Source organism: Ruegeria sp. BE10 (assembly GCF_056538905.1).
In genome coordinates this window covers 117,653-143,393 of sequence record NZ_JBQFTX010000010.1, presented here as the reverse complement: position 1 = coordinate 143,393, position 25,741 = coordinate 117,653, and the positions used below count along the sequence as shown (strand labels likewise).

22 protein-coding genes and 1 riboswitch are annotated in these 25,741 nt (G+C 55.4%); of the genes, 14 read left to right on the top strand and 8 right to left on the bottom strand.

The genetic code is table 11. The features are described from left to right. Positions 1 to 120 precede the first annotated feature (120 nt). Positions 121 to 327: riboswitch (cobalamin riboswitch) on the top strand. Between the two features lie 102 nt (positions 328 to 429). The 7 genes from ACR0M2_RS18935 (at position 430) to ACR0M2_RS18905 (ending at position 8,446) form a co-directional block, all read left to right on the top strand. Next, positions 430 to 786, top strand: coding sequence for a DUF1636 domain-containing protein (locus ACR0M2_RS18935; protein WP_170351193.1), 357 nt, complete (start codon positions 430 to 432; stop codon positions 784 to 786). Then, entirely contained in the window at positions 783 to 1,568 is a 786-nt protein-coding gene (locus ACR0M2_RS18930) for an ABC transporter ATP-binding protein (RefSeq protein WP_480706586.1), read from the top strand. The genes ACR0M2_RS18935 and ACR0M2_RS18930 overlap by 4 nt, the downstream gene beginning before the upstream one ends. A gap of 18 nt (positions 1,569 to 1,586) precedes the next feature. Further along, positions 1,587 to 2,534, top strand: a complete 948-nt coding sequence (locus ACR0M2_RS18925; RefSeq protein WP_480706585.1) for an ABC transporter substrate-binding protein — start codon at positions 1,587 to 1,589, stop codon at positions 2,532 to 2,534. A 1-nt stretch (position 2,535) separates the two neighbouring features. Continuing rightward, positions 2,536 to 3,549: a FecCD family ABC transporter permease gene (locus tag ACR0M2_RS18920; RefSeq protein WP_480706583.1), complete on the top strand. Its 1,014-nt coding sequence runs from the start codon at positions 2,536 to 2,538 to the stop codon at positions 3,547 to 3,549. Between the two features lie 273 nt (positions 3,550 to 3,822). Next, on the top strand, positions 3,823 to 5,337 hold the full coding sequence (locus tag ACR0M2_RS18915) for an FMN-binding glutamate synthase family protein (RefSeq protein ID WP_480706581.1): 1,515 nt from the start codon (positions 3,823 to 3,825) through the stop codon (positions 5,335 to 5,337). Positions 5,338 to 5,390: 53 nt separating this feature from the next. After that, positions 5,391 to 7,052 carry an acetolactate synthase large subunit gene (locus tag ACR0M2_RS18910; RefSeq protein WP_480706579.1) on the top strand — a complete coding sequence of 554 codons (1,662 nt, stop codon included), beginning with the start codon at positions 5,391 to 5,393 and terminating at the stop codon, positions 7,050 to 7,052. Further along, complete coding sequence (locus ACR0M2_RS18905) at positions 7,049 to 8,446, top strand: aldehyde dehydrogenase family protein (protein WP_480706578.1); 1,398 nt, start codon at positions 7,049 to 7,051, stop codon at positions 8,444 to 8,446. Before ACR0M2_RS18910 ends, ACR0M2_RS18905 begins: the two co-directional genes overlap by 4 nt. Before the next feature lie 191 nt (positions 8,447 to 8,637). Here ACR0M2_RS18905 and ACR0M2_RS18900 read toward each other — a convergent pair whose 3' ends face one another. Genes ACR0M2_RS18900 through ACR0M2_RS18885 form a run of 4 tightly spaced genes read right to left on the bottom strand, consistent with a single transcriptional unit; the run spans position 8,638 to position 13,703 of the window. Further along, a complete protein-coding gene (locus ACR0M2_RS18900; protein WP_480706576.1) occupies positions 8,638 to 10,440 on the bottom strand; it encodes a metallophosphoesterase family protein in 1,803 nt (600 codons plus the stop codon). Between the two features lie 23 nt (positions 10,441 to 10,463). Further along, positions 10,464 to 11,972 carry a tripartite tricarboxylate transporter permease gene (locus ACR0M2_RS18895; protein ID WP_170351200.1) on the bottom strand — a complete coding sequence of 503 codons (1,509 nt, stop codon included), beginning with the start codon at positions 11,970 to 11,972 and terminating at the stop codon, positions 10,464 to 10,466. Between the two features lie 13 nt (positions 11,973 to 11,985). Next, complete coding sequence (locus tag ACR0M2_RS18890; RefSeq protein ID WP_480664014.1) at positions 11,986 to 12,501, bottom strand: tripartite tricarboxylate transporter TctB family protein; 516 nt, start codon at positions 12,499 to 12,501, stop codon at positions 11,986 to 11,988. A gap of 2 nt (positions 12,502 to 12,503) precedes the next feature. Further along, complete coding sequence (locus ACR0M2_RS18885; RefSeq protein WP_480706574.1) at positions 12,504 to 13,703, bottom strand: ROK family transcriptional regulator; 1,200 nt, start codon at positions 13,701 to 13,703, stop codon at positions 12,504 to 12,506. Positions 13,704 to 13,795: 92 nt separating this feature from the next. Here ACR0M2_RS18885 and ACR0M2_RS18880 point away from each other — a divergent pair, with 92 nt between their 5' ends. From ACR0M2_RS18880 to ACR0M2_RS18870, 3 genes are all read left to right on the top strand, one after another. Then, entirely contained in the window at positions 13,796 to 14,779 is a 984-nt protein-coding gene (locus tag ACR0M2_RS18880; protein ID WP_480706572.1) for a Bug family tripartite tricarboxylate transporter substrate binding protein, read from the top strand. A 76-nt stretch (positions 14,780 to 14,855) separates the two neighbouring features. Beyond that, entirely contained in the window at positions 14,856 to 16,391 is a 1,536-nt protein-coding gene (gene betC / locus ACR0M2_RS18875) for a choline-sulfatase (RefSeq protein ID WP_480706570.1), read from the top strand. Between the two features lie 613 nt (positions 16,392 to 17,004). Then, the gene (locus ACR0M2_RS18870; RefSeq protein ID WP_480706568.1) at positions 17,005 to 17,184 is read left to right on the top strand and encodes a hypothetical protein; all 180 of its coding nucleotides are present in this window, start codon (positions 17,005 to 17,007) and stop codon (positions 17,182 to 17,184) included. 542 nt (positions 17,185 to 17,726) lie between these two features. On the opposite strand, the gene ACR0M2_RS18865 is transcribed toward ACR0M2_RS18870, so the two are convergent. Together ACR0M2_RS18865 and ACR0M2_RS18860 are read right to left on the bottom strand one after the other, a co-directional pair. Further along, positions 17,727 to 18,833: a ParB/RepB/Spo0J family partition protein gene (locus tag ACR0M2_RS18865; protein WP_480706566.1), complete on the bottom strand. Its 1,107-nt coding sequence runs from the start codon at positions 18,831 to 18,833 to the stop codon at positions 17,727 to 17,729. Then, positions 18,830 to 20,137, bottom strand: coding sequence for an AAA family ATPase (locus ACR0M2_RS18860; RefSeq protein WP_170551038.1), 1,308 nt, complete (start codon positions 20,135 to 20,137; stop codon positions 18,830 to 18,832). Before ACR0M2_RS18860 ends, ACR0M2_RS18865 begins: the two co-directional genes overlap by 4 nt. Positions 20,138 to 20,603: 466 nt before the next feature. On the opposite strand from ACR0M2_RS18860, the gene ACR0M2_RS18855 reads away from it, so the two are divergent. The 3 genes from ACR0M2_RS18855 (at position 20,604) to ACR0M2_RS18845 (ending at position 22,863) form a co-directional block, all read left to right on the top strand. Beyond that, the gene (locus ACR0M2_RS18855) at positions 20,604 to 21,287 is read left to right on the top strand and encodes a DnaA N-terminal domain-containing protein (RefSeq protein ID WP_480706564.1); all 684 of its coding nucleotides are present in this window, start codon (positions 20,604 to 20,606) and stop codon (positions 21,285 to 21,287) included. Between the two features lie 237 nt (positions 21,288 to 21,524). Further along, positions 21,525 to 21,950, top strand: coding sequence for a DUF4178 domain-containing protein (locus ACR0M2_RS18850; RefSeq protein ID WP_480706664.1), 426 nt, complete (start codon positions 21,525 to 21,527; stop codon positions 21,948 to 21,950). Positions 21,951 to 22,180: 230 nt separating this feature from the next. Then, positions 22,181 to 22,863 (top strand): IS6 family transposase gene (locus tag ACR0M2_RS18845; protein ID WP_480706562.1). Its coding sequence is split into 2 segments (ribosomal slippage): positions 22,181 to 22,559 and positions 22,559 to 22,863, totalling 684 coding nucleotides; the frame shifts between segments, so codons are not numbered across the junction. A 221-nt stretch (positions 22,864 to 23,084) separates the two neighbouring features. Here the strand turns inward: ACR0M2_RS18845 and ACR0M2_RS18840 are convergent. Further along, positions 23,085 to 24,068 carry a LysR family transcriptional regulator gene (locus ACR0M2_RS18840; protein WP_480706560.1) on the bottom strand — a complete coding sequence of 328 codons (984 nt, stop codon included), beginning with the start codon at positions 24,066 to 24,068 and terminating at the stop codon, positions 23,085 to 23,087. Here ACR0M2_RS18840 and acdA point away from each other — a divergent pair. Beyond that, positions 24,068 to 25,273 carry a 3-sulfinopropanoyl-CoA desulfinase gene (gene acdA / locus ACR0M2_RS18835; protein WP_480706558.1) on the top strand — a complete coding sequence of 402 codons (1,206 nt, stop codon included), beginning with the start codon at positions 24,068 to 24,070 and terminating at the stop codon, positions 25,271 to 25,273. The genes ACR0M2_RS18840 and acdA overlap by 1 nt on opposite strands. Before the next feature lie 199 nt (positions 25,274 to 25,472). Here the strand turns inward: acdA and ACR0M2_RS18830 are convergent, their stop codons facing one another. Then, positions 25,473 to 25,628: an NUDIX hydrolase gene (locus tag ACR0M2_RS18830; protein WP_480706556.1), complete on the bottom strand. Its 156-nt coding sequence runs from the start codon at positions 25,626 to 25,628 to the stop codon at positions 25,473 to 25,475. Between the last annotated feature and the right edge of the window lie 113 nt (positions 25,629 to 25,741).

Genomic DNA, 25,741 nt, shown 5'->3' with positions numbered 1-25,741 from the left:
CGGCACTGGGTGCCGCACTTACAGCGAAAACGCATGCGGCAGACTTCGAAACCCTGAGCGTTTGAGTTCCGATCGAAAAGTTGTTGTTTCAAATCGTGATTGACACGGCCCCCAGTCTAAGACAAGCAAGGGCCAGATGGTTCCCGATGGTACGCCCAAGGGATGAAAAGGGAATACGGTGCGGTTCGCCACTTTGGCGCCAAATCCGTGACTGCCCCCGCAACTGTAAGCGGTGAGCAACGCCAAAATCCACTGGTCATCGGGCCGGGAAGGATGGCCAAGCATCGACCCGCAAGTCAGGAGACCTGCCATCACATGTTCAACCAACCCGGGGCGGGGCGTCCTGGAAGGAGGCTTTGATGGCACGTCTGAAACGTGTGTACATGATCGGCACCTTCTGTCCGCGCTTGGCTTCAAGCGGAGCGGACTATGCCGGAAACACCTGACCATTTCCTTCTGATCTGCTCGACCTGTACCGGCGCATTGTCTGTTGATGTCATGCGCAATGCGTTGATCGGCAGGTTGCCAACCGGGTTCGCAGTGCGCACCGTTACCTGCATGGCGGGCTGCGCGCGACCAACGGCCGTCGGATTTCAGGCTGTCGGCAAAGCACACTACCTATTCGGCGATATTGAAACTGCCGAAGATGTCGACGCGCTGGCGGAATTCGCACATCAGTACCGCAACGTCGCAGACGGTTGGACCAACGCGACGGCCCGGCCGCAACCACTATTTACAAAAACCCTTTCTCGTTTGCCTCGAATTCAATTGGAGGAGCCATCATGACGACCTCATCTTTTCTGGTTGCGCGTGATCTCGAATTTTATGCGCTCAATGGTGACGTTCTTCTGCAAGGTGTCTCGTTTGAATTGGCCGAGGGCGCGATACTGGCAATTGCCGGTCCAAATGGGGCGGGAAAAACCACGCTTTTGAACCTTCTGTGCGGGGCGGCTGAGATTGTATTGGGCAATGTATTGGTCAAGGAACGCAGCCTGAAAAATATGCCCGCAATGGAACGCGCCCGCATGATCGCTGTTGTGGGCCAGCAAGAACAACCGGATGGCAGGCTGTTGTTGCGGGACTATGTTGCCATGGGCCAGATTCCGATCTGGGCCGACCGTTCGGCGGATGAACATGCCAGAGAACTTAACAGAATCCTTGAGCTGACCGACCTTGGCGCGCTGGCAGACAAGCGCATGGCGGTACTGTCCGGGGGCGAACGTCAACGCGCGCATATCGCCCGGGCACTGGCACAGAACCCATCGTTGTTGTTCCTGGATGAGCCGACCAACCATCTCGATCCGGATGCCAAGGGTCGGATGCTGTCTCTGGTCGCCGAACTCGGCATCACGGTTGTGATGATTGTCCATGATCTTGTCATGATCCCGGAATTCGCCACCCACGTGGCGCTGATGAAATCAACGCGGCTGACGGGATTTGGCCCTGTGGCCGAAGTGCTGACCCCCGAGCGGGTCCGCGATACTTTTGGCGTTGAATACCTGTGTTTTCACCACGATGGCCGCGTGATTCCAGCGCTGGATATCCGAAAATCCACAATCTCAACCTAAACCAAGGAACATTCCCCAATGAAACACATCTGGTCCGTGGCGCTGGTCACAGCCATGGCAGGCGGCGCGTCCGCCCACGAGGTCACCGTCGACAACTGCGGAGCGCCGCTGGTGTTCGAAGCCCAGCCCGAGCGTCTGGTTGTGCATGACATGAACATGACCGATATGGCCTTCGCGTTGGGCCTGCAGGACAAGATCGTCGGTCTGACCGGCATCACCGGCTGGTACAAAACCAGCCCGGAATTCGACACCCTGCGCGGCGATATCCCCGAACTGGCACCGAAATACCCAACGGTCGAAAACCTTGTTGCCGTGGAACCCGACCTGTTCTTTGCTGGCTGGTATTACGGCATGAAACCGGGCGGAGATGTGACCCCGGATACGCTGGAGCCCTTTGGTATCAAAACCATGATCTTGACCGAAAGCTGTGTGCATCTGGACAAGGCTCGCCCCAAAGCCAGCATGGATCTTCTGTTCAATGACGTCCTGCGCCTGGGTCAGGTCATGCACGTCGAAGACAAGGCCGAGGCGCTGGTCACGGGCTGGAAAGACGAACTCTCAGCGATCGAAGCGCAGACTGCCGACCTGGCGAAACCCCGCGTTTTCTTGCTGGACGGCCCGGCGGACGCACCCTTCACCGCAGGTAAGTTCGCCATCCCCGATGCTATGATTGCTGCCGCGGGTGGTGAAAACGTGACCCACGACATGGAAACAAGCTGGGGTCGAACCTCGTGGGAGGCGGTCGCCGCCGCAAACCCGGAATTCCTTGTGCTGCTTGATTATCAGACAGGCAATGGCGCTGCGGACACGTTCAAATTTCTACAGGAACATCCAGTGATGTCACAGACCGAAGCCGTGAAAAACGAGCGCTGGATCGGTCTGCGGTACGAGGAATTGACCCCCGGACCGGCAAATATCAAAGCGATTTCGAAAATGGCCCAGGCCATGCATCCAGGCCTCAACTGATATGGGCCGACTGGGCCTGACACTTGTGCTGGGGGCGGCCGTATTGGCCGCCCTCTTACTGATGTCCACCATCTATGGCACCACATCCATCCCTGTCGCGGACACGGTCACGGCGATCTTGCTGGGAACGGGCCTGAGCGAAGGAGAGATGTCACCGCTGCACCGGATCGTCTTTGATCTGCGCCTGCCGCGCGCCTTGTTCGCGGCCGTGATCGGGGCTGGTCTGGGCATTGTCGGTGTGGTTTTGCAAACCACTACACGCAACGATTTGGCCGACCCGTTTTTGTTTGGCCTGTCCTCGGGCGCGGCGGCAGGTGCCGTGTTCGTCATCACAGTGACCGGGGATATTCTGGGCTTTTGGACCTTACCTCTGGCCGCGTTCTGCGGAGGACTTGTAGCGTCGGGTATCGTGCTGGCGCTGGTTCACGGGTTGCGCACCAGCGCACCCGAGAAACTGATATTGGCCGGTTTGGCCGTGTCCTTCTTGTTCTCTGCCATCACCAATTATTTGATCTTCGCAGGCGACAGCCGCGCCGCGCATTCGGTGATCTTCTGGATGCTGGGCGGTCTGGGCCTAGCCCGGTGGGAGACGTTCCCGCTGGTCTGCGCAGGATTGCTGCTTATTCTGGCCTACGCGCTCTATCGCGCCCGCTGGCTAGACGCATTGCTGACCGGAGACCTGACAGCTGCAACGCTGGGCGTGCCGGTGCAGGGGCTGCGGTTCAGCATGTTCTTTGTCGCGGCCCTCGCAACAGCTGTGTTCGTCTCGGTGGCTGGCGTGATCGGTTTCGTCGGCTTGATGGTCCCTCATATCGCCCGTGGGATCGCAGGGCCGTTGCACCGGCATCTATTACCCACCGCAGCGATTGTCGGGGCGGCCTTGCTGACAGGTTCAGATATTCTCAGCCGCCTATTGCTGGCTCCGCAAGAACTGCCCGTTGGGATCGTTACCACCTCGATTGGTTCCGTTTTCGTGTTCCTGCTTTTATTCAGAACGGCAAGAAACCAGAGGTAGCTTTCTAAGGCCGCCGACCACCCAACCCGGGCAAGACTAAAGCTTTTGCCCGGCCTGCTGAGGGATGCGCATTATTCCACCAACAATCCAATTTGTTTCAATGACCTCACAGATACGGAAAATTCTGTCTCGCGCTTGTCAGCGGGTGTGATCCAAATCGCGCGCAGGCTTACTAGTTCACTCGGATCGGCGCCTTTAAGTGTTGTGAACGCCGCGTGAGGTTACCTTGCGGCAAAGCAGGTCAGTGAAACAACTACGGGAGCCCGCTTCGACATGAATATGGCAGAGTTTTCAGGAGCAGCCTTTCAATTGCTTGAAATACTTACGTACTCTTTTGTCCTTTGTGTCGGCCTGGCGGCGCTTTGGGTTGTGGTTTTATATGTTCGCGACCGGACGCAAACCGAAAGCACGCTGCGCCGCAACTACCCGGTCATTGCGCGGTTCCGTTACGGGTTCGAACATGTCGGTGAGTTTCTGCGGCAGTATTTCTTTGCACTGGACCGAGAGGAGATGCCGTTCAACCGGGCGGAACGATCCTGGGTTTACCGGGCGGCCAAGGATGTGGATTCCACTGTCGCCTTCGGATCAAGCCGGGATTTGAAGCCGTCGGGAACCGTGTTCTTCGCCAACTGTCCATTTCCAACGCTGGAGAAAGACGCCGAGGAACCCGCCGAGGTCGAAATCGGACCTTTTGCGCGTCATTCCTATAAGACCAGTTCGATTTTCAACATCTCGGGCATGAGTTATGGAGCCATCTCAATCCCGGCGGTGCGTGCCCTGTCTTTGGGTGCAAAAAAAGCGGGGATCTGGATGAACACGGGCGAAGGCGGGCTGTCGCCATATCATCTGGAAGGCGGCGCCGACATCGTCTTTCAGATCGGAACCGGCAAATTCGGCGTTCGTAAACCCGAAGGCGGGTTTGACGAGGACAAGCTGCGCGAGGTTGCGGCGCATGATGCCGTCAAGATGTTCGAGATCAAATTAAGTCAGGGGGCAAAACCCGGCAAAGGCGGTATTCTGCCCGGCGTCAAAGTCACCGAAGAGATTGCCGAAATCCGGGGGATCGAACCCGGGCAGGACGCGATCAGCCCGAACCGGCATCCTGATATTGACAGCGTTAACGATCTGCTGGACATGATCGCCTTTGTGCGGGAAGTTACTGGCAAGCCGGTGGGCTTCAAGGCGGTGATCGGCGCGCAAGGATTCTTTGAAGACCTCTGTGCTGAAATTCTGCGGCGCGGTGTTGAAAGCGCCCCGGATTTCGTGACCATCGACAGCGCCGATGGTGGCACAGGCGCAGCCCCCATGAGCCTGATCGACAATATGGGGATGCCGATACGCGAAAGCTTGCCTCTGGTCATTGATGTGCTGAACGCGCATGGTCTGCGCGACCGGGTCAAGGTCTGCGCCAGCGGCAAGATGATCAACCCGTCCGAAGTGGCCTGGGCCTATTGCGCAGGGGCCGATTTTGTCAACTCGGCCCGCGGGTTCATGTTTGCCCTGGGCTGCATTCAGGCATTGCAGTGCAACAAAAACACCTGCCCAACGGGGATCACCACCCACAATCCCAAGCTGCAATTCGGTTTGGACCCGGTCAATAAATCAGAACGCGTGGCCAGCTATGCAATGAACATGAAGAAAGAGATCGGCATTATCGCCCATAGCTGCGGTGTGGCTGAACCCCGACTTCTCAGGCGACACCACGCGCGGTTGGTATTGGAAAACGGCCGCTCTTTACCGATGAGCGAGCTTTATCCCGAACCGCAACATGTGGCGGCGGCTGAATAACTCGCAATTGCTGTCTATAGTTCCCTTCAAACCCCATTTAGGTGAGTGTTTCCATGTCTGCCAAATCTACTCCGACCAAAGCCTCTGACCTGCTTGTTGCCGCCCTCAAAGCCGAAGGGGTCACCCGAGTTTTTGCTGTGCCTGGCGAAGAAAACCTTGATGTTCTTGAATCCTTGCGCACGTCATCCATCGAATTGGTGTTGACGCGCCACGAACAGGGCGCTGCCTTTATGGCGGCCACCTATGGCCGTTTGACCGGCAAGGCAGGTGTCTGCATGGCGACGCTGGGACCGGGGGCGACAAACTTCGCAACTCCGGCTGCATATGCCCATTTGGGGGGGATGCCCCTGATTATGATCACCGGGCAAAAACCGATCAAGAAATCCAAACAGGGGCAATTCCAGATCATTGATGTAGTGGGCCTGTTTGACCCGATCTGCAAGATGTCTAAGCAGATCGTGCATGGCAACACGATCCCTGCCCTGATCCGCGAGGCGTTCCGCGTGGCCGAGGAAGAGCGCCCCGGCGCGGTATTGCTGGAACTGCCAGAAGATATTGCGGCTGAAGCCACCGACGCACCAGTTCTGCAGCCTCATCCGCGCCACTATGCTGTGGCGGATCATACGGTTTTGCAGGAAGCCGCTGAACTGATCCGATCGGCAAAGATGCCCCTGCTTTTGCTGGGGGCCGGGGCCAATCGCAAGGACGCGCGCAAAGCGCTCAGCCGGTTTGTGGCAGACACTCAGATCCCGTTCTTTGACACACAAATGGGCAAAGGTGTCATTGATGAACGGTCTGAGCTGTTCATGGGAACGGCTGCGTTAAGCGACGGCGACTATCTGCACTGCGCCATCGACCGGGCCGACCTGATCATCAATGTCGGCCATGATGTCGTGGAAAAGCCTCCTTTCTTTATGGAAGAGGGCGGCACCAAGGTCATTCATGTGAACTACAAGGCGGCGCAGGTCGATCAGGTCTATTTCCCGCAGATCGAGGTTGTCGGCGATCTGGCCAAATCAATCACGCGCCTGGCCGAAATCCTCGACGGTCCGCTGGAGTTTGATGACAGCTATTTCCGGCTTGTGCGCGAAGAGACGGAAAAACACACATCCGAAGGGGCCGATGATCCGCGCTTTCCGATCATCCCGCAGCGTATCGTTGCCGACACCCGCAAGGTGATGGGTGACAGCGACATAATCGCGCTGGACAACGGCATCTACAAGATCTGGTATGCCCGAAACTATAAAGCTTATGAGCCCAACACCGTGCTACTGGACAACGCGCTGGCGACGATGGGGGCGGGGTTGCCCTCGGCGATGATGGCGGCGATGCAGTATCCTGGCCGCCGGGTCATGGCGATCTGTGGCGATGGTGGATTCATGATGAACAGTCAAGAACTGGAAACCGCCGTGCGGCTGGGGTTGAACTTGGTGGTGACCGTGCTGAATGATAGCTCTTACGGAATGATCCGCTGGAAACAGGCTCATGCAGGGTTTGACGATTGGGGATTGGAATTCAACAATCCCGATTTTGTGCAATACGCCAACAGCTATGGCGCAACCGGCCACCGCGTCGAACGCACCGAAGACTTGGTTCCGACATTCGAGGTCGCCTTTGCATCGGGTGGCGTGCATCTGATCGACGTACCTGTCGATTACAGCGAAAACCAGCGCGTCCTGATCGAAGAACTGGAAGCCAAGGTATGCCTGATATGAGTACCAGCCTGGATGTCGTGAACCCATTCAGCCTTGAGAAAATAGGCGCGATTGACCTGCGAACATGGGACGAGGTCGAGCCGATGCTGGATCGAGCTCACTCTCTGTTCCGGGACAGGTCCGCGTGGTTGCCCGCTTATCATCGGATTGAAATTCTGGAAAAAACCGCTGCTCTGATGCGGGCCCGGTTCGACGAATTGGCGCATCTGATCGCCGATGAAGGTGGCAAACCCTTGATTGATGCGCGGGTCGAAGTGACGCGCGCCATAGATGGGGTGGGTTTGTGCATCCACGAGATCGGGCAGATGTCCGGGCGCGAAATCCCGATGGACCTGACCGCCGCCGGAGCCGGGCGCTTGGCATTTACGACCCGCGAACCCATCGGGGTGGTTGTGGCCGCCAGCGCGTTCAATCACCCGCTGAACCTGATTGTGCATCAGGTCGCCCCTGCTGTGGCAACCGGGTGCCCGGTGCTGGTGAAGCCGGCCCTCGACACGCCTTTGTCCTGCAAGGTCTTTGTCGACATGCTGCACGAGGCTGGCCTGCCGCAGGATTTCCTTCATTTTGTAGCCTGCGACAATGCAGTGGCGGAACAGTTGATCACCGACCCGCGCACGGCTTTCTTTACCTTCATCGGATCAGCCCGTGTGGGGTGGATGCTGCGATCCAAACTAGCACCGGGTACACGCTGCGCATTGGAACATGGCGGTGCCGCACCGGTGATTGTGGACACCGATGCCAATCTGGACGCAATGATCCCGGTTTTGTCGAAGGGCGGGTTTTACCATTCCGGGCAGGTTTGCGTTTCGACACAGCGGGTCTTTGCGCCAATGGATATGGCCGAAGAGGTCGCCACGCAACTGGCCGAGGCTGCATCTCAGCTAAAGGTTGGAAACGCCACTGATGAAACGGTTGATTGCGGTCCACTGATCCGTCCGGGCGAAGTTGACAGGGTTGCAGAATGGGTAGACGAGGCAATCGCTGGCGGCGCACGCGTTCTGACCGGCGGTAAACGGTTGGGGCCGACAACCTACGCGCCCACCGTATTGCTGAACCCTCCGGCGGATGCCAAAGTCTCGACGCTGGAAATTTTCGGACCCGTTATCTGTGTTTATGGCTATGACACTTTCGATGGCGCAGTTGAGGCCGCGAACACATTGCCTTTCGCCTTCCAGTCTGCGGTTTTCACCCAGTCACTGGATCGCGCGCTGACGGCGGTACGCACGCTGGATGCCACGGCGGTCATGGTCAATGACCATACGGCCTTTCGGGTTGACTGGATGCCCTTCGCAGGCCGCCGCCAATCCGGTTACAACACCGGCGGGATCAGATACACGATGCACGACATGACACAGGATAAAATGGCAATTATCCGGCTGCCTCAGGATAAGTGACGGCCCTGTATATCCCGGTTCTGGCTCCATTCACTGCAAGGTATCTCCCTTTCAGGTCAAAGGGCGTTGGTTGAATCGAAAATGCATGCTCGAATTGGTTCAGTGCCAATCCAACTGACGCGCCCTATTGTTTGACCCGTAGGGTAGTTAGGTTTGAATAAGTGCAGCTGCTTTGCCAGCCGTATACGCGTTCATTTATTGCCGACATGACGCACGCGGACAGTTTCCAAAAGGAGGCGCGGGTTATTGTATCGATCAATCGCACCGTTGCGCACAAAGTAACCACGATCGACATCGGCAAGGGTATCGCAAAACACCCGCGTGTTTTTAAGCATTGCGCTGGTTCCCATTGCCTCAAGGACCCGGGCGTTGGTCGCGTCATCATCCCTATGGGGAATGGCAGGGTTGTCTCCGGCGACGCGCAGATGCACCGATGCTTTCAAGCCGTGGGGCGTAACCACCCGATCTGCGGCTTCTAATCTATCCGCAACCGGCTCGGTGTTGCCCAGCCGGAACACAGCACCCGCAAGTCCGCAGGAATTCGGAAGGGTCGCGAGAATTTCTATCTGGTGCCTGTCATGTGTATCGAACCCGTGATTAATCACATGAAAATACGTACCATCAGCTTTGATATCCTCTTTCGTGCGCATCCGGGAAATGTAGATCGGCAAGCCGGTTTTTTCGTATGCATTAGACAGCGCATCAACAGATCCCTCCACGTCGCGCCAATTCAACGTGATCTCCCAATCAAACAAGTTGTCAGCGACGGACGCGATCAAATTCAGGTGGTTTTCAGGAATACTGTAACCAAACAGCGTGATGCGAAATCCAAGATGTTTCAGAAGGCCGATCCGGGCGCGGCGCACAGGGTCCAGAAGATCATGCAGAGGGAGACGCACGTCCCGGATGCCCATCTCTTGCAGCGCCAGAAGATGATAGTCATTGCGAACCGGTTTGCGATCGAATTCGTCCAAGCCACCGCTGGGAGGCACCTCTGATATCTCCGCCCAATTCTTACGAAGGTCAAAGCCTATCAGTGGCCGGGTGTTTTCCCTTGGGTCAGGGGCCAAAGGCTGCAGATCGCCGGTTGGTTTTTCACCGGGTGCCAGCTCTGCTCCGTTGGTACGCACAAACTTCGTGACGTGGCCGTTTTCATAAACACTCACCAAAAAATAGCCCAGTTTTGCAGCGTCATTGCGACCGAATTCACTGCCTTCCGGTGGAATTGCCCTCAGCATTTCTGAATAGTCCTGCCGGACAAAGCTGGTCGCTGGCGCCAGGTAAAAATCCGTCTCGCCGTAACGATCGTACCAGAAGTTGTGGGCGTGACCTGAAAACATGGCCTCGATCCCATGCTTTTCGAGCAGCCCCAACAGCCATCCCCTACCCGGCTGATCAGTATTGTCATAGTGATCAAGTTCGTCGGGATAACACAGATAGGCTGGATGGTGCAGCATGAGCATGACCCGCTGCCCTTGCGCCGCGGCAAGCTCGTTTTCAACCCAACGTCTTTGATCCACTTCATCTTGCAGCCCGGAATTGATCAATTGCGCGTTCAGCAGAAGAAAACGCACCCCACCCTTTTCGAAGCTGTGGTATTGGGCGCCAAACTCCTTTTCCCACGCTTCGATCATTTTGGGCGTGGTGGGGCTTGCTGGCCCGCCACTGATTGGCGTGTCGCCGATATCGTGGTTTCCCGGCAGCACATGGATTGGCATCGTCAGGTTCGACACAATTGCGCGGTAAGCTTCAGCGGCCCGCGCAAACAGCTCTCCAGTGTCAGGCACGGGGTGAAGCAGATCACCGAGGTGGACAACAAAGTCCACCTCTCTGCGGTTGATATCCGCAACTACATAGCGAAACCGGCGATTGGCGCGGGCGTTCACGGGAAAGGGCGAGTTGCAGCGATCTTCGTCTGGATTGACATGGGTGTCCGAGATCACCGCAAAGCTGTAGACAAAGAGGCCCAGACCGGCCTTTCCCGTATTAACCATGATGTCTTCCTTGTATCTCGGGATTATCCGCCAGTGGTCAGAACCGATGCCTGCCCTGTGCGTGAGGCACGAATGCGGGATCGGATCAGTACAAAGATCGACAACGCTGTCAGCAGCCAGAACAACCAGCAAATCGCGTTTCTGGCAAAAATTGAAAGACTCCCATCAGACAACAACAGTGATTGACGGAAGTTGTCCTCAAGAAGCGGTCCTAGAACGAAAGCGATCAAAAACGGCGCGACCGGGATATCAAGCCGCATCATGGCGAATCCAACAAGACCCATGCACAGCATTACCAAGATATCGAACAGGTTGTTGTTCACCGCATAGGCACCATAAACACACAGTGTAAACACGATCGGGTACAGAATGCGGTTCGGGATCAGCGCGACGCGGCTGAAGGTCTTGATCGCGACCTTGCCCACGATGAACAAATAGGCCGAGCTAAGCAGGATACCCATGAACAGCGCATAGATCATTGGCAGGTTTTCCGCGAAAAGAATGGGGCCCGGACGCAACCCATGGATCATGAATGCGCCCAGAATTACCGCCGTGATCACGTCACCGGGTACGCCCAAAGCCAGCAGCGGGATCATTGTCGCCCCGGCTACACCATTGTTCCCAGCCTCGGCCGCAGCGACGCCTTCAGGCTCACCCTTGCCGAAGTTTTCGGGGTTTTTCGAGTTTCTGCGTGCTTCGCTATAGCTCAGAAAGGCGGCCGGGGCACCGCCGATGCCAGGAATTGCCCCCAATATCACACCGATGAAACTCCCACGGACCACCGATTTCAGCGTCTTGCGGAAATCGGCAAAGCTTGCACCACTCCCCAATTCCTGACGCTGTGCCCCGGGTGGCCTTGCGCGCCGCGTCGCGCGATCCAAGATTTCGGGGATGGCGAACAGGCCGATCAGAACAGGAATAAAGTTCAGACCGGACATCAGCTCGTAGTTTCCAAAGATGAACCGGTTCGTGCCGTAGATCAGATCAAGCCCGACAGTGGCCAACATCAAACCCAGGCACGCAGACAAGATACCTTTGGTCAAGCTGGGTCCTGCAACACCTGCGATGATTGTCAAAGAAAAAACGATCAGCGTGAAAAACTCCGGTGGACCAAAACGCAATGCGAATGTCGCCAGAAAACCGGCGAACATGATCAGCGCTATGTTCGAGATCAGATCAGCCACACAAGATGCATAAAGCGCTATGTCCAACGCCTTTCGTGCTTGACCCTTCTGTGCCAGCGGATAACCATCCAAAATGGTACAGGACGCCGCCGGGGTTCCGGGTGTCTTGATGAGGATCGCCGTCAAAGACCCGCCATAAAGGCCGCCCTTATACACTCCAAGCAGTAGCAGGATGCCGGTCACTGGCTGCATGGTGAACGTAAACGGCAGCGCCAGAGCTACGCCCATTGGGGTTGTCATCCCCGGTATCGCACCGATGATGGTTCCAATCAGAACGCCGATGCCAATCACCAGAATGTTTTCGAAACTCAGGAAAAGCTGAAAGGCAGTGGAAATATTCTCGATCATGTTCAGCTCCTACTCAGCTAAACGTTTCGAATATGCCAAGGGGCATTGGCACACCTGCGACGTGCAAAAAGAACAGATAAAGAAGAATAGGAAGAAGGATGCTGATTGGAACGATGTAGTACCATTTTCGCTCACCAAAAAAGAGCATCATGGCAAGCATCAAAACAATCGAGCTGGCAACCACGCCCAGCGTCGTAAGCGCAAAGTAAAACAGGAAAAGTGCAAAGATCAGAATTACCGTTCGTAGCGTTCCCGGCAGCGTCTCCAACTTGTAGATTGCATCTGCTTCCGCGTCCTCATCCGCATCCACCTCGGGTGTTTTGAGGAAGTATGATTCCGCCACCAAACTCAGCGCGACAAAAACAACGGCGAAAGCAATGACGCGAGGCCAGAACTGGGGTGACAACGCCGAGATCTCGACATTGCCCGGAGAATCCACCCCTGACGGTATGAGTATTACGATTGTCAGAATCCCAAGGACCAGGAACAATGCCCCCGCGAAAAAATCTCTCCGTTTTGATGGCTCCACGGTCAGTTTCCTCCCTTCAGCAAATTCAAATCCAACTCAGCGTTTGCGATGTTTTCGCTGAGCGATAACAGCCGAGCCGCGCCCATATGCGTCATCTCGCTGGACTTGATCTTGATTGGTTGCTGCAGATCCGACTTGAGGGTGTCGATCTGCTTTCGAAACGCTTCAAGGTAGATGGGCGATTGGGCCAGCGGCCCTGCAAGCAACACCAGTTCTGGCTGCAAAACCGTCAAACTTAGCGAAAAGCAGTTCGCTGTCCGTGCGCCAAATTCTTCCAAAACCGATCTGTAATCGCCGTCCGTTTCGTCCGCCCCCGAAACGACCTCCCAGATTTTTCGCGCCCTATCCCGATCGGAAAGCGCATTGAAAACGTCCGAAGAAAGTAATTTCTGCAACAGCGCTTTCCCGCCGCACAAATCTGACAACGTCACGGGCAGATTGGACCCCAAGCCGTCGGTGGTCTTAGCTTCGGTCAGAACACCACCAACCCGACTGATCCCACTATAGGGCTGCCCATTGATCTGAAGTCCGATACCAAAGCCAAGCGCGCAGTAGATCACTACCACGTTTTCAATGTTGCGTGCGGCCCCAAATGCAGCCTCGGATTGACAGATTGCAGCGCTCGGTGTTTCCAGCGCAACCGGAACTCCAAGCTCTTTCTGGACCAGATCCCGAACACCCACTTCGTCATCCCACCCAAGTGTCGGGGCCGAAATGACGGTGCCACGCGCCTTGTCCAGATTTCCTGCAATCGTAAGCCCAACACCAAACAACCTGTCTCTGTCAGGAACATGTTGTTCAATGAGCTTTCGGGCATGATCACAGCATGTCTTCAGAAAGCCTTCGCCTTCGGACAAACCTTCACCACCAGCATCCCAGGACGCAATTCTGTTGTTTGAAAGATCGGCCAGTGTAACGACCTGCTGATAGGCGTTGATACCTATTCCGATAACGTATCCACCAGTGCGGTCGACAGACAGTCTCTTGGTGCGCGGTCCCCGCCGCCCCTCGGATTTGGCGTCGCCGACTTCCTGCACCAAGCGCGCCTCGATAAGTTCGCGCGTGATCCGGGACACGCTTGCCGCGTTCAATTCCAGCTTGTCGGCAATTTGCGACCGGGAAATTGTACCAGACCCCAATATCTCACTCAGAACCCTTTGCCGGTTTCCGCGCCCGATTTCTTCCAGTGATGAACCTGCCATTTTGAGCCTCCCATTTCATATTGACTTAATTATTTACTTACTGCAAGTAATTTATTAAGGTCAATTCATTCGATTCAGGGAGACGCTATAAAATGAAACTGAAAAATACATTAGTCGCTACGCTGAGCTGCCTTGCCCTGCTCGCAATCCCAACTGTGGCATCTGCGCAGGAATATCCAAGCAAGCCAGTAACTTTGGTCGTTCCGTACGGCCCCGGCGGTGCCGCTGATCTGGCCGCCCGCACTATGAGTACAGAAGCCCCCGAGTATCTGGGTGAGAACATTCTGGTCGTCAACAAAACCGGCGCTGGCGGAGTCGTTGGCTCGACTCAGGTCGCAAAATCACGCCCGGACGGCTACACTTTGCTTATGGCGCGAGTGGGCTCTCAGGCCACGGTTCCTGCGATCAACCGCACAATACCGTACAAGTGGGACGACTTTACCTTTCTCGGCCTGATTGAAAAGAACCCGTTTGTCTTGGGCGTAAGTGCAGACTCGCCGTACCAGAACTTTGACGAACTGAAAGCAGCAATCGAGGGGGGCGAGCGCCTTTCTTATGCGTCTGCCGGAGTTGGCACTTTGTTGCATATGGCCATGCTGATCATGCTGGATGATCTTGGGGTGGATTCCGAAGCCCTGATCCATGTGCCCTTCAAAGGGGGCGGAAAGGCGACCGCTGCCGTTGTCGGCGGGCACGCCGATTTGATCTTTCACAACCTTTCAGGTCTGTCCGGCGCAATTGAGAGCGATCAAATTCGCCCATTGCTGACCACCACGCCTGAACGGTTCTCAGCCATACCAGACACCCCGACCGCGCAGGAGCTTGGTCATCCAAATCTGGAAAATGTCGTCGGTTGGACAGGCGTATGGGGCCCAAAAGATCTGCCGGAGGACGTTGTCGCAAAATGGGTCGAAGTGCTGGGCGCGATTTCCGCCGATGCAAGCTGGATTGATACGACTGAAAAGCTGGGCTCGGTCCCTATTGTTCTGTCGCCAGACGAAACAAAATCGTTTGTCGAGAGTCAGGTCAAAACCTTCAGTGACACCGCCGAAAAGCTGGGAATGGTAATTCAATAAGCAGCTCGGCGTCCCGGGCGGCCGCTCCTCCCCTTGGCCGCCCGGGACAATTTTCTTTCACATTTGGGAACCCACAATGGCACGTCCGAACATCCTTTTTATTCAGGCCGACCAGCTTGCAGCAAATGCGTTGAAAACATACGGAAACAAGACGGTGAAGGCGCCAAACATCGACCGCCTTGCGCAGGCAGGTGTCGTGTTTGAAAACTGTTATTGTAACTTGCCCATGTGTGGTCCGTCCCGCGCGTCGATGCATGCCGGAAAGCTGCCTTTCTCCATTGGCATGTATGACAATGCCAACGAATTCCACGCCGATATTCCAACATTTGCCCATTACTTGCGCAGTATGGATTACCGGGTTGAAATGTCCGGCAAGATGCACTTTGTCGGCCCCGATCAGCTGCATGGATATCACAAACGCCATACGACAGAAATCTACCCGGCGAACTTTGCCTGGACCGTGGATTGGTCCAAAGGGCGTGAATACAAGCCCACGAACCTGACCATGGCACCCATTCTGGAAAGCGGCCCGGCAGTGCGCACCATGCAGATGGATTACGATGACGAGGTCGAATATCACGGCATTCAGGCGCTGTATGACCTGGCGCGCACGGGCGATGACCGGCCCTTTATGTTGACCGTTTCCTTTACCTCACCCCACTCTCCGTTCGTGATCGGACAGGAATACTGGGATCTCTACGACCATGATGAGATCGAGTATCCAGCAGTGCCACCACTTGAGCTAAACGAGATGGATCACCTCAGCCGCAACTTACATTATTGCCAGTCGCGCCACGAATTTACCGTCACCCCCGAAGATCGTCGAATGGCACGCCATGGGTATTACGGCATGATCTCGTATATCGATGATAAAGTCGGCCACCTTGTGGAAGTTCTGGAAAAGACGGGTCAGATGGAAAACACCATCATTATCCTGACCGCCGATCATGGTGAGATGATGGGCGAGCGTGGCATGTGGTTCAAACAACACTTTTTTGAATGGGCCGCCAGTGTACCTTTCATCGTCTACGCGCCAAATCGGTTCAAACCAGCGCGGGTGAAAAAAAACATCTCACTGATCGATCTTCTACCAACACTCACAGACCTTGCCGCTGACGGCGCGTTCCAGGATTTTGCGTCGCCCATAGATGGCCAATCCCTGGTCCCTGCCCTGAACGGAGACACATCTACACTGTCGGATGTCGCGATCTCGGAGTTTGCGGCCGATGGTTCAACCGGGCCCAGCCGAATGGTTAAAAAAGGGCCGTGGAAGCTCATGTGGCTCGAAGGTGAAGACACATTGCTCTATAATATCGACGAAGATCCCACCGAGGTGAGAAACCGCGCGAACGATCGTGACTGCACCGAGATCCGGGCCGAGCTTGAGGCTATCTTGTTCGATGGTTGGAATCCGGAGGAATTAAAGACAACCATTCGCGCCAGCCAGGTTCGCAGGCTTGCAATTCACAACGTGACAGGTGGGGATCCGACATATGTTCATACAGTTCGCCACGATGATGGTGAACGCTACATCCGCAATGCAGGGGCGGCAGACACCAAGGCGCGGGCGCGTCTACCTTACGTGGCTCCGGCAAAGCCAGATCAGGCGTAAATGCACCGCATGACTACACCCTTGTTGGCGCAGGCACTGCGGGGTTCTTTTGCGTCGCATCTGCCTTCGGACCAAAATTCCGACCGAGCCAATTGAAATGGAACGCGCTGGCCACCGTAGATATCGAAGACAATCCGTTGATCCTTTAAAAGGACATCAGGGCTAACCGTCACAGATCAGCCCAAATTACACTTTGCTTTCCGGCGGCCGAAACCGGACGTTGCCACGCCTCTTTATTATTGGCGTCAGCGTCGTGGTTAGATGGGCAGAACACAAAGGCGTCGTCCCGGATTCCTGGCCCGCAAGAATGTTGGAGCGCAAGTCATCCCTGTTGGTTAGGGAAGCACTGGCTAACAAAATGGCACGGATCGTCTGGGCGTTGATCGCGAAAAATTTGCAACAGAGCCCCCACCAAACCCTTGGGTTTCCTTTCACAGTAGGTTCAGCAGTATCACTATTTTTATAGCCTGGATTACCTCACGGTTGTTTTATACGCAAAATTTAACGTTTTTGCACATTACTTTTACTTAATCATAATCCGACCGCCAAACTCGATGAGTATCGCTTTTCGGGATTGATAGATATTGTCCGGAAATGAGATCAGAATACACCCATGACAGACCCCGTGTCCTATCTCCCTGCCTCCTCCCCTGCTCTGTCACCTGCAGATCAGGAGACGCTGAACGCTCTCTATGTTCGCGGAACTCTGTCCAACACGTTGCGGGTTTATGAGCGGGACTTACTCTACATCACCGCCTGGAAAGCGGCCCGCTTCGGCACCGTGCTGGACTAGACAGAAAGCAACGCCACGGCGCTAGCCTAAATACTCGATCACACCCAGATGAATCAGGTGCGCGCCAAAGCGCGCCGCGCCGCTGCCCGGCCCCCTGCCCCACAATCCGACCGTCAGATCACCCGTGACATTCCCGAACAACCGCCGGCCACTTGTTACGGCCCGTCTCTTAGGCTGACCAGGTTTTGAAACGCCGGCTCTCCCCGGATGCGATCGCGTAGATCGTCAAACACCGACTGGCGTTGGCCGGGCTGTCTGAGGGGTGCGCCTTACCCCACCGGCTGCGCTCGGGCTTTCTGACCCAAGTCGCGCTGGACGGCGCGCCGATCCAGGCCGCCATGCGGCAGTCCTTACGCCGGTCCGTGGCTCAGGCTTAGGCTTAGGCTTGGGCTTAGGCTTAGGCTTAGGCTTAGGCTCAGAAATACTATGATGATGTAGACACTGCGGAAAACCTGGCAACAGATCTGTTGGGGAGACACGGCAAAAAAGAAACGCCGGGTTTCGACCCGGCGTTTACTTGCCCAAGAATTCAGGTGTGAACCTTACCCGTGGGTAAGATCATCTTCTTCCTGCAAATCGTCGATCAAGGTGGCAATCGCTTGTTCCAGCTTGGCCCGATCAACCCGTGTAAAGTCCAGATCATAGCGCAACTCGATCCGCCCGCTCGAGGCCGAGCATTTCGCGACCCCTGCCCGCCCCGACACCTGAAATGTGGTTTTTGCCCGGCGCGTTCTACCAGCACCTGACGGTTCAGGCTTTTTCGTCGCGGTGCTATCTGCTTCTATAAACGTCCGCAAAATGGCAATTTCGCGCGGGCCGTCGCGATCCGGTTCGCTCATGATTGCGGTGCTGACCTGTCGAACCAATCCGGGATTGGCGTCAAATTTTCGCTTTAATTCGACCCCCAAATTACGCGGAATTTCATTGGGGTGCATCAGCACCTTGTCCAGCATCATCAGCAAACTGGCGAACGCGCGAATATAGCTGCGCTTGGTATAGCTGGCGGATTTGAACAGGACCGCAACGGCCTTGTCTACGTCAGCACAATCGTTTGACGGGTCTTCGGCATACGCTCTGGCCAATGCACCCATCTCAGCAAACGAGATATCTTTGCGGATCAAGTTTTCATCTACCATGCGACGGTAGCTGTCGTTCAGGTCTGCCGCTTCAGAGATACCCGCTGGAATACGCGCATAAAGCTCATCCCCCGTTTCCTCATGCAACGCGCGATAGGCCGACAGGCGGCGCATGCCCTGTATAAGGTCGAACCGGCCATCCGCACGGCGTTCCAATCGGATGGGATTTGACAATCCGATATCCCGGATCGAGGCCTTCAATTCCTCCAACTCCGGATCGGGGCCGGGCTTGCGGTCACGTGTCAGTTTTTCGGTGACCACTTCTGACAAGACTATATGTTCGGTCACCAAGCCATCCGACCGCAACCGGACCAGCTCATGCGCCAGACGATCATTTTCGGCACGAATGGTTTCTTCGGTCGATTGCTGGTCGCGCAACGCGTCCGCGTTTTCCGATATTGCGGTGGCCATCGGTCCGCGCCGCTTTTCCAGCACCTTGTCCGGAACCTTGCCGACCGGAATGTCATCCATGGCCGGCATGTCGATGTCAAACATTCTGCGTTTGCGGCTCATGCGTCATCCTCCAGCTTTTCCCAGGCCGATAGCATCACGTCCCGGAATTCTTCATATACATTGTCAAAGGTCGAGCGCGCGCGGCGCCAGGTTTCGCGCGTCATCTCTCGGTAATCCATCTCATAGACAGAACTTAAGAAGCGGCCGGATTGCTCGACTGCACGGGTCATCTCAACCGGGTGTTCGGCCACGTGGTCACCAAACACTTTCCTAAACGCATCGAACATCGCCAGGTGCAGGGCATTGCCCGGCTCGTAACGTGTCAGCAGAAAGCGCAGCTCACAAAAGGTTTTGGGCAAGCCGATCTTACCCGTGGGTAAGGTCTTGTCGAAACCATAAGCGAGGTCTTCCAACGCCTCGGCCAGCTGACCGATGAACGACGTGGTCGAGTCATATTCCCAGTAGCCGGGACCAGAGGGGACATAGAGCATGTCAGCTGCAAAAACGGCGTTCATGGATTGGTACCCAATCGCCGGGGGGCAATCGAATAGGATCAGGTCGTATGCATCATCCGGGATCTGATCCAGATAGCGCGATACGGCGGCAAAGAAAGACCACTCGGGGTTCAGGTGCCGATACTGCGCGGAAGCAAATTCAACGAAGGCGGCGTTGGCACAGGACGGGATGACGTCAATAGTCGACCAAGAGCTTTGCTTGATGAAATCCGCAATGCGCAAATCGCCCAGCCCCATATCGGTAATCGAGGGTGGCAATTCACGGTGGGGCAGGGTGGTGCCGGATTCGGCGGCAGCAGGGCGGTTGTTCATCCGCTCGGTCTCACGGATCAAATCTCGGGCCATGATGCCCCAGACGGTGAAATCTTCGGTCACGTCGGTCAAACCCATCGAGTGGCTCAGCGTTGCCTGCGGGTCGAAATCCACCACCAGCACCCGGTACCCATCCAGCGCCGCGGCATGGGCCAGATGCAAAGCAACGGTCGACTTGCCCGCGCCGCCCTTGAAATTGGCCACCGCCGCCCGGATGGCGCGCTTGCCCACGGGGCGGGGTGGCATCAGGGATTTGCGGTTCACCTTAAGGCGGCGGCGCAGCTCGTTTACCTCTTCCAGGCTGAACCAACGCTGGCGGCCATCCGGCTCAACCTCACCACTGGGCAGGGACGGGTCCGCCGCCAGCTTGCCGCGAAAGGTCGACTGGTTGACGCGAAAGATCAGTTCGGACACCTCCCAGCTTGAAAAGCGGCGGAGGGTCTTTTCCATCTCAGGGCTGAAGGTCTGTTGGCGGATCCAGCCCTGCAATTTGAGGGACTGATTGCGCAATGCGTTCAGGTCTTCGTGCGTGTACATGCCTCAAGTCTCATTCTTTTGGACGCTATTTTATACGTTTTTACTATTTACGCTTGATTTGCGCTTTACGCAAAAGAAAATATGATAAGAGCGCAATCTTACCCACGGGTAAGAAAACAAGGCGCTACACCGCATGATCCGATTCGACTGGCATCCGATTCGACCCCTATGGTTTCCAGGGCAGCGATCCAAGATTTAGGGGGGCGCTAAGCACTGAAATGCCCCATATAGGGGGTCAAAAGTAGATATTAAGGGGACACCTTGGATGCCCCCCATCACCAATACTTCACCTATTTTCATTTTTAATTTGAATTGGATTGGGGGCCGCAGCGATCCAAGATCAGACTCCGCTTGACAGAATCGTCGGTTTGGACGCTAATCAGGTCATCAAGATGAAAAGCGTTGGCAAACAGCGTATCATTGGCGGTATAACCCGTCTGAGGCAGACAGAGCGGTGAGAATAGGAATGCAGGTTGCAAAACCGGTAGGGCGAAATGCGCCTGCCATAAAATACGACATTCTATCAGCGTTGACAGTTTACGCCCTGTCTGGCGACAAACATCGCCAGCGCAGCATTTTACGCATCATTGCCTTGATCACCACCCGGTATAACTGGCGCAACAATGAGTTGTCGATCGGGCGGGAAGAGATCGCGCGTCTGTGGTCCGTAAACGAACGCACGGTGAAACGTGAAATGGCAAAACTGCGGTCGATGGGCTGGATTGCGGTCAAGCGAGCCGCTGCGCGCGGGCGAGTTGCGGTGTATGAGCTGGACCTGAAGCAGGTGATGCTTGATACTTCGGACATCTGGCCCACCATCGGGTCCGATTTTCAGGCCCGAATGTCGGATGATTCCGAACCAGACACAAATATCGTCCCTTTCAAAGTTAAACCTGCACCATTTGAACCGTCGGACGAGGGGGTCTGGACGCAGGTGCAAGCCATATTGCACGGGCGCGATCCTGAACTATGGGCGAGTTGGTTCCGACATCTGACAGAGGCTGATAGGGCAGGGGGGGTCGTCACCCTGATGGCACCGTCGCGGTTCATGGCGGATTACATCGCCCAAAAATGGTCCGCGCGGTTGTTGGCCGCCTACGGCCGGGTTGACCCCTCGGTGCGCCGTCTGCGCTTTGAAACCGCTGAATAGACAGGATTACTGACGCTTGAATTTTCGACTGCTTTGAAAGACCTGAGGGTATGAAAGATTTCAATTGTCCCAATTGCGGGTCTTTGTGCCCGATCTTATTGGACGCGGCCAAGGTTGTAACCTGCTCATCCTGTGGCACGACACTGTTTTTAAAAGGGGACCATATTGCGCTTGCGGGCGATCGGGGTGTCATGCATGACAGCGCCGCTGTTGTTCGGGATCAGGGGCACGGTCTAGCTGGGGCGAAAAGCGATCCAGATTCTTGGACACGCGCGCTATTCCTATGGTCGCGGGTTCTGGGACGAGTTCTGCGGGACGTCTCAGAAAGGCGCGATCTCCCGGGTTTCGGTGGATGAGGGTGACGTGGTCGAACAGATTAGCATTTCCGACAGACGGATGCCAAAGTTCCGACCGCCTTTCAAACCGGGCGAGACGCTGGAGTATGAAAACAACACCTACACGGTCAGCGAAGTGGAACAAGCCGAGTGTATTGCACAGCGAGGGCAGGTCGACGAGGAACTGCAAGTGGGTGAGACTTATGACTTCGCCAATGCCACGGGCGAAGACAACAGATTGCTGTCGGGCGAATTTTGGGGGGCAGGGTCGATGTGGTTTCAGGGGCGGTGGTTCGATCCGTTTGGCATAAAGATACAGCAGACGTGACAAGGTCGCCCGAGCTTACCTCGATCAATTGCACCTCTTGCGGTGCCGGGCTGGACGTTTTTTGGCGGTGGTCGGGTAATGGTCCAAATCTGCGAATTTTGCGGATCAGAGCTGGACGCGCAGGACAGTTATAAGGTGTTGCGCAAGTTGGTTTTGTCGCAAACTTTGTTCCACCTGTCAGACTGAGTGTCGTTTTGGTAGCGCATGCTCAGAAAGGACAAGAGAAGACCATGACCATCTCATTCAAAGGTGCGCACTTTCCGAAGGACGTGATCTTGTACGCTGTTTTCTTCTATCTCCGATACGGCGTGTCAAATCGGGATCTGGAGGAAATCATGGCGGAAAGAGGCGTTGAACTGGATCACGCGACACTGAATCGTTGGGTGAGCCGATATGCCGGTCTTGTAGCTGATGCTTGGCGGCACAAGAAGCGTCCTACCGACCGTTCGCGGCGCATGGATGAGACCTATGTTAAAGTGAAGGGTGAGTGGGTTTACCTCTATGGCGCCATCGACAAACACGGCAAAACCCTGGATCTCATGCTATCCGAACGCCGGAATAAAGCTGCTGCAACGAAGTTCTTCGCTTGTGCGCTTGAGATGAACGGTTTGCACGGAAGATTGTCATCGACAAAAGCGGCGCCAACACTGCTGGCATCAAAGCTATAAACAAGATGCTGAAAGGCTTTGGTGATCCGATACCGATCGAGATGGTGAGGCAGAAGTATCTCAACAACATCATTGAACAAGAACATCGATTCATCAAACGTCGGATCAGGCCCATGTTGGGTTTCAAGTCTTTCGATTCAGCTGCATCTGCCCTGGCTGGCATCGAGTTGGTCAACATGATCCGCAAAGGTCAATTCACACCCGAACTCTCCCCGTTTCAGCAGTTTGTTCAACTGGTAGGATAATCAACCCGCCTGCGTTGCCTTCTCGTCCTTCAAAGGAATTTGCGACAGAACCGTTTCGGGGAACGGCGGTTTGTGCTGGCCTCACCCGTGCCACTGTCGGGGCGAGGTTTGGATGTGCCGGATGGGCTGAGTTATCTGACACCCGAAGTCTGGCGGCCGTACAGGTGTTTGGTGCCGATATGGACCGCGTTGCGGGCGATCCACCAAACGATTTAAGCAACTTAGATTTCCGCGTTTTCCAGACCGGTTATGCTGGCCTCAAGCAATGTCTTCAGCTTTGAGCGCCATATTTCAGTCAGGGCGTCTTCGCGTGTCACCAGTGAGATGTTGCGAAACAACGGTTGCGGCTTACACGGCAGGACAAGAACCTGTTCAGCGCCATACCGCAATACGTCTGTTTTTGGTAAAAGCGCGTATCCGATGCCGTTTTTAACGCAGTTTACGATGGCTTCGATACTATCAAGGATAATCACTTCCTTCGACTTCAATTGCATCTGATCACGGTATTGGGCGATCAGCTTGCCAATGCCCGACGACGGAATGAAATGCAAAAAAGGGTGTGATCCGGAAAGTCCGCTTAGTCCTTTTACCTTGCTGTCCAGCGGTGCCGCGATCACCATTTCCTCACGGATCACGGTTTCGCAGGAAAGATCAAATGTCGCGTCTGCGATTTCAGTTACGATTGCGGCATCCAGTTGACCGTTCCGGACCTGTTCGCACAAAGTCTCTGACAATCCGGTGCTGGTTCTCAACATTGCTTTTGGAGCCAGCTGTTCTGCCGTTCCAAGAAACAGGGGCAGAATGCGAGCAGCAGCAGAAGGGACAAACCCGACCCGGTACGTTCCGGTAAGTTGATCGGTAGGCACACATCTTGATTTCAGAACTGAGTAGGCATCAACTATTGTCTTGGCGTCCTGAGCAACCCTCACTCCGAGAGGCGTCAGTTTGGGCGGCCGATACCGGCGGTCGAACAACGCTGTGCCAAGCTCTTCTTCCAGCGATTTCATCTGCATGCTGACAGCAGACAGTGTCATGTTGCGCACTTCTGCGGTTCGAGAAAATGAGCTGTGCTGCGCAATCGCAACCAGTGTTTCAAAAGCTGAAATCTGCATAAATTCAATAAAACTTAATTTAAAGGCAAAGTAAATTCGATTGAAAATAACATGCGAGCTCTCACATAATTGTGAATAGAGAGGATGACCCAATGCTTGACCAGGGAACAAAGACGTATCAGGAAATCGCCCGCGAACTTGCTCCAGGATTTGCGGAACGGGCCGGTCACTGGGACGAAACTCGCACCTATTGTTGGGAAAATGTACGTGAACTGACTGACGCAGGGCTTATGGGCATGACAATCCCGCCCAGGTTCGGAGGGCTCGGCGCCTCATACCTTGACGTGGTTTTGGCCGTCGAAGAAATCGCCAAAGCCTGCGCGTTGAGTGCCAGGATCGTCGTCGAGGCCAATATGGGCGGCATCAGCGCGATCATGACCTATGGCACAGATGAGCAACGGGATTTTGTGGCCCCGCTTGTCCTGTCCGGGGACAAGCCCGCGATCTGTATAACTGAACCCAACGCCGGCAGCGCGGCGACCGAGATGCAGACAACGGCCCGGCGTGTTGGCGGGAAATATCTGATCAACGGCAGCAAACACTGGATCACGGGCGGCGGCGTTTCGAAGCTTTACCTAATTTTTGCGCGTGTTCTGGATGAGGACGGAACCGATCTGGGGATCACCGGTTTTCTGGTTCACTACGATCCTGAAAACGGTATCGCCCCCAAAGGGTTCGATGTGGTCGGTCGCGAACGGACCATGGGGCTTTGCGGAATGCCCGAAACTGAGCTTCGTTTTACTGATCTGGAAGTTGATGAGCGTTTCGCGCTGGTCACCCCATCGGGAATAAAACGTGGCTTTGCCGATCTGATGACCGCTTATAACAGCCAGCGTGTCGGGGCGGGAACGGTAGCCATGGGAATTGCAGCCGGTGCGCTGGAGCACTCAAAAAGATACCTGCGTGAGCGTCATCAATTCGGCCGCCCGTTGCAGGAGTTTCAGGGTCTTCAATGGATGTTTGCAGACATGGACACGGCGGTCCATGCGTCCCGTCTGATGTTGCATGAAGCCGCTGGATCCCTTGGTTCGACTGGGTTTCCCGACATGGCAATGGCAGCCAGGGCAAAAGCCTTTGCGTCTGAACAGGCGATCAAAGTCGTCAACGACTCCTTGCAGATATTCGGTGCGCGCGGATACGGCGCGCAGGAGCCAATCGAGCGCATGTATCGCGACGTGCGCATGTTTACCATCGGTGGTGGAACTGCGCAGATACTGAAAACACAGCTCGCAGGTAGTTTGTTGGGCATTAAAACGCCACAGACCAGAGACGGGTACGCGAAGCTGGCCAGGGGTTGATCGCCTCAAGCCGCTGCGATTGCGGGTATTGATCTGTTCTTTCTTGGATTGTTTTTTAGGTCTAAGAGCAAGTCTTCCAACTCTGGCTGTTTGAGTGCTTTCGCAGTTCCTTTCGGTGAAAGCCAGTGCCTTATTCTTTCGTGGCTTTCCTTCCACCGGCGCTTCACCTTATCGATGTAGAGCGGGTAGACGGTGGCTTTCACTTGGACACTGGTACCGTCGTTAAAAGTCTTAGCGTTCTCAACTCACCGATCGGCTTGCGAGAAACTGTATCTTCCACACCAGCCTCCGCCAGCGCTTCAATTTCTACCGTGCGCCAGTCTTGCTCACCGTCCATCGGCCAGCCCTTGGGCATGATCCAGCGTCCTGTGTAACGCGACGTGATAAGGAGTACTTTGGGGCGACCGCCGAACAATTGCAGAGGCAATGCTGCAGCTTGTTTAGTACGCTGAGCCGTTATGCTTCTCG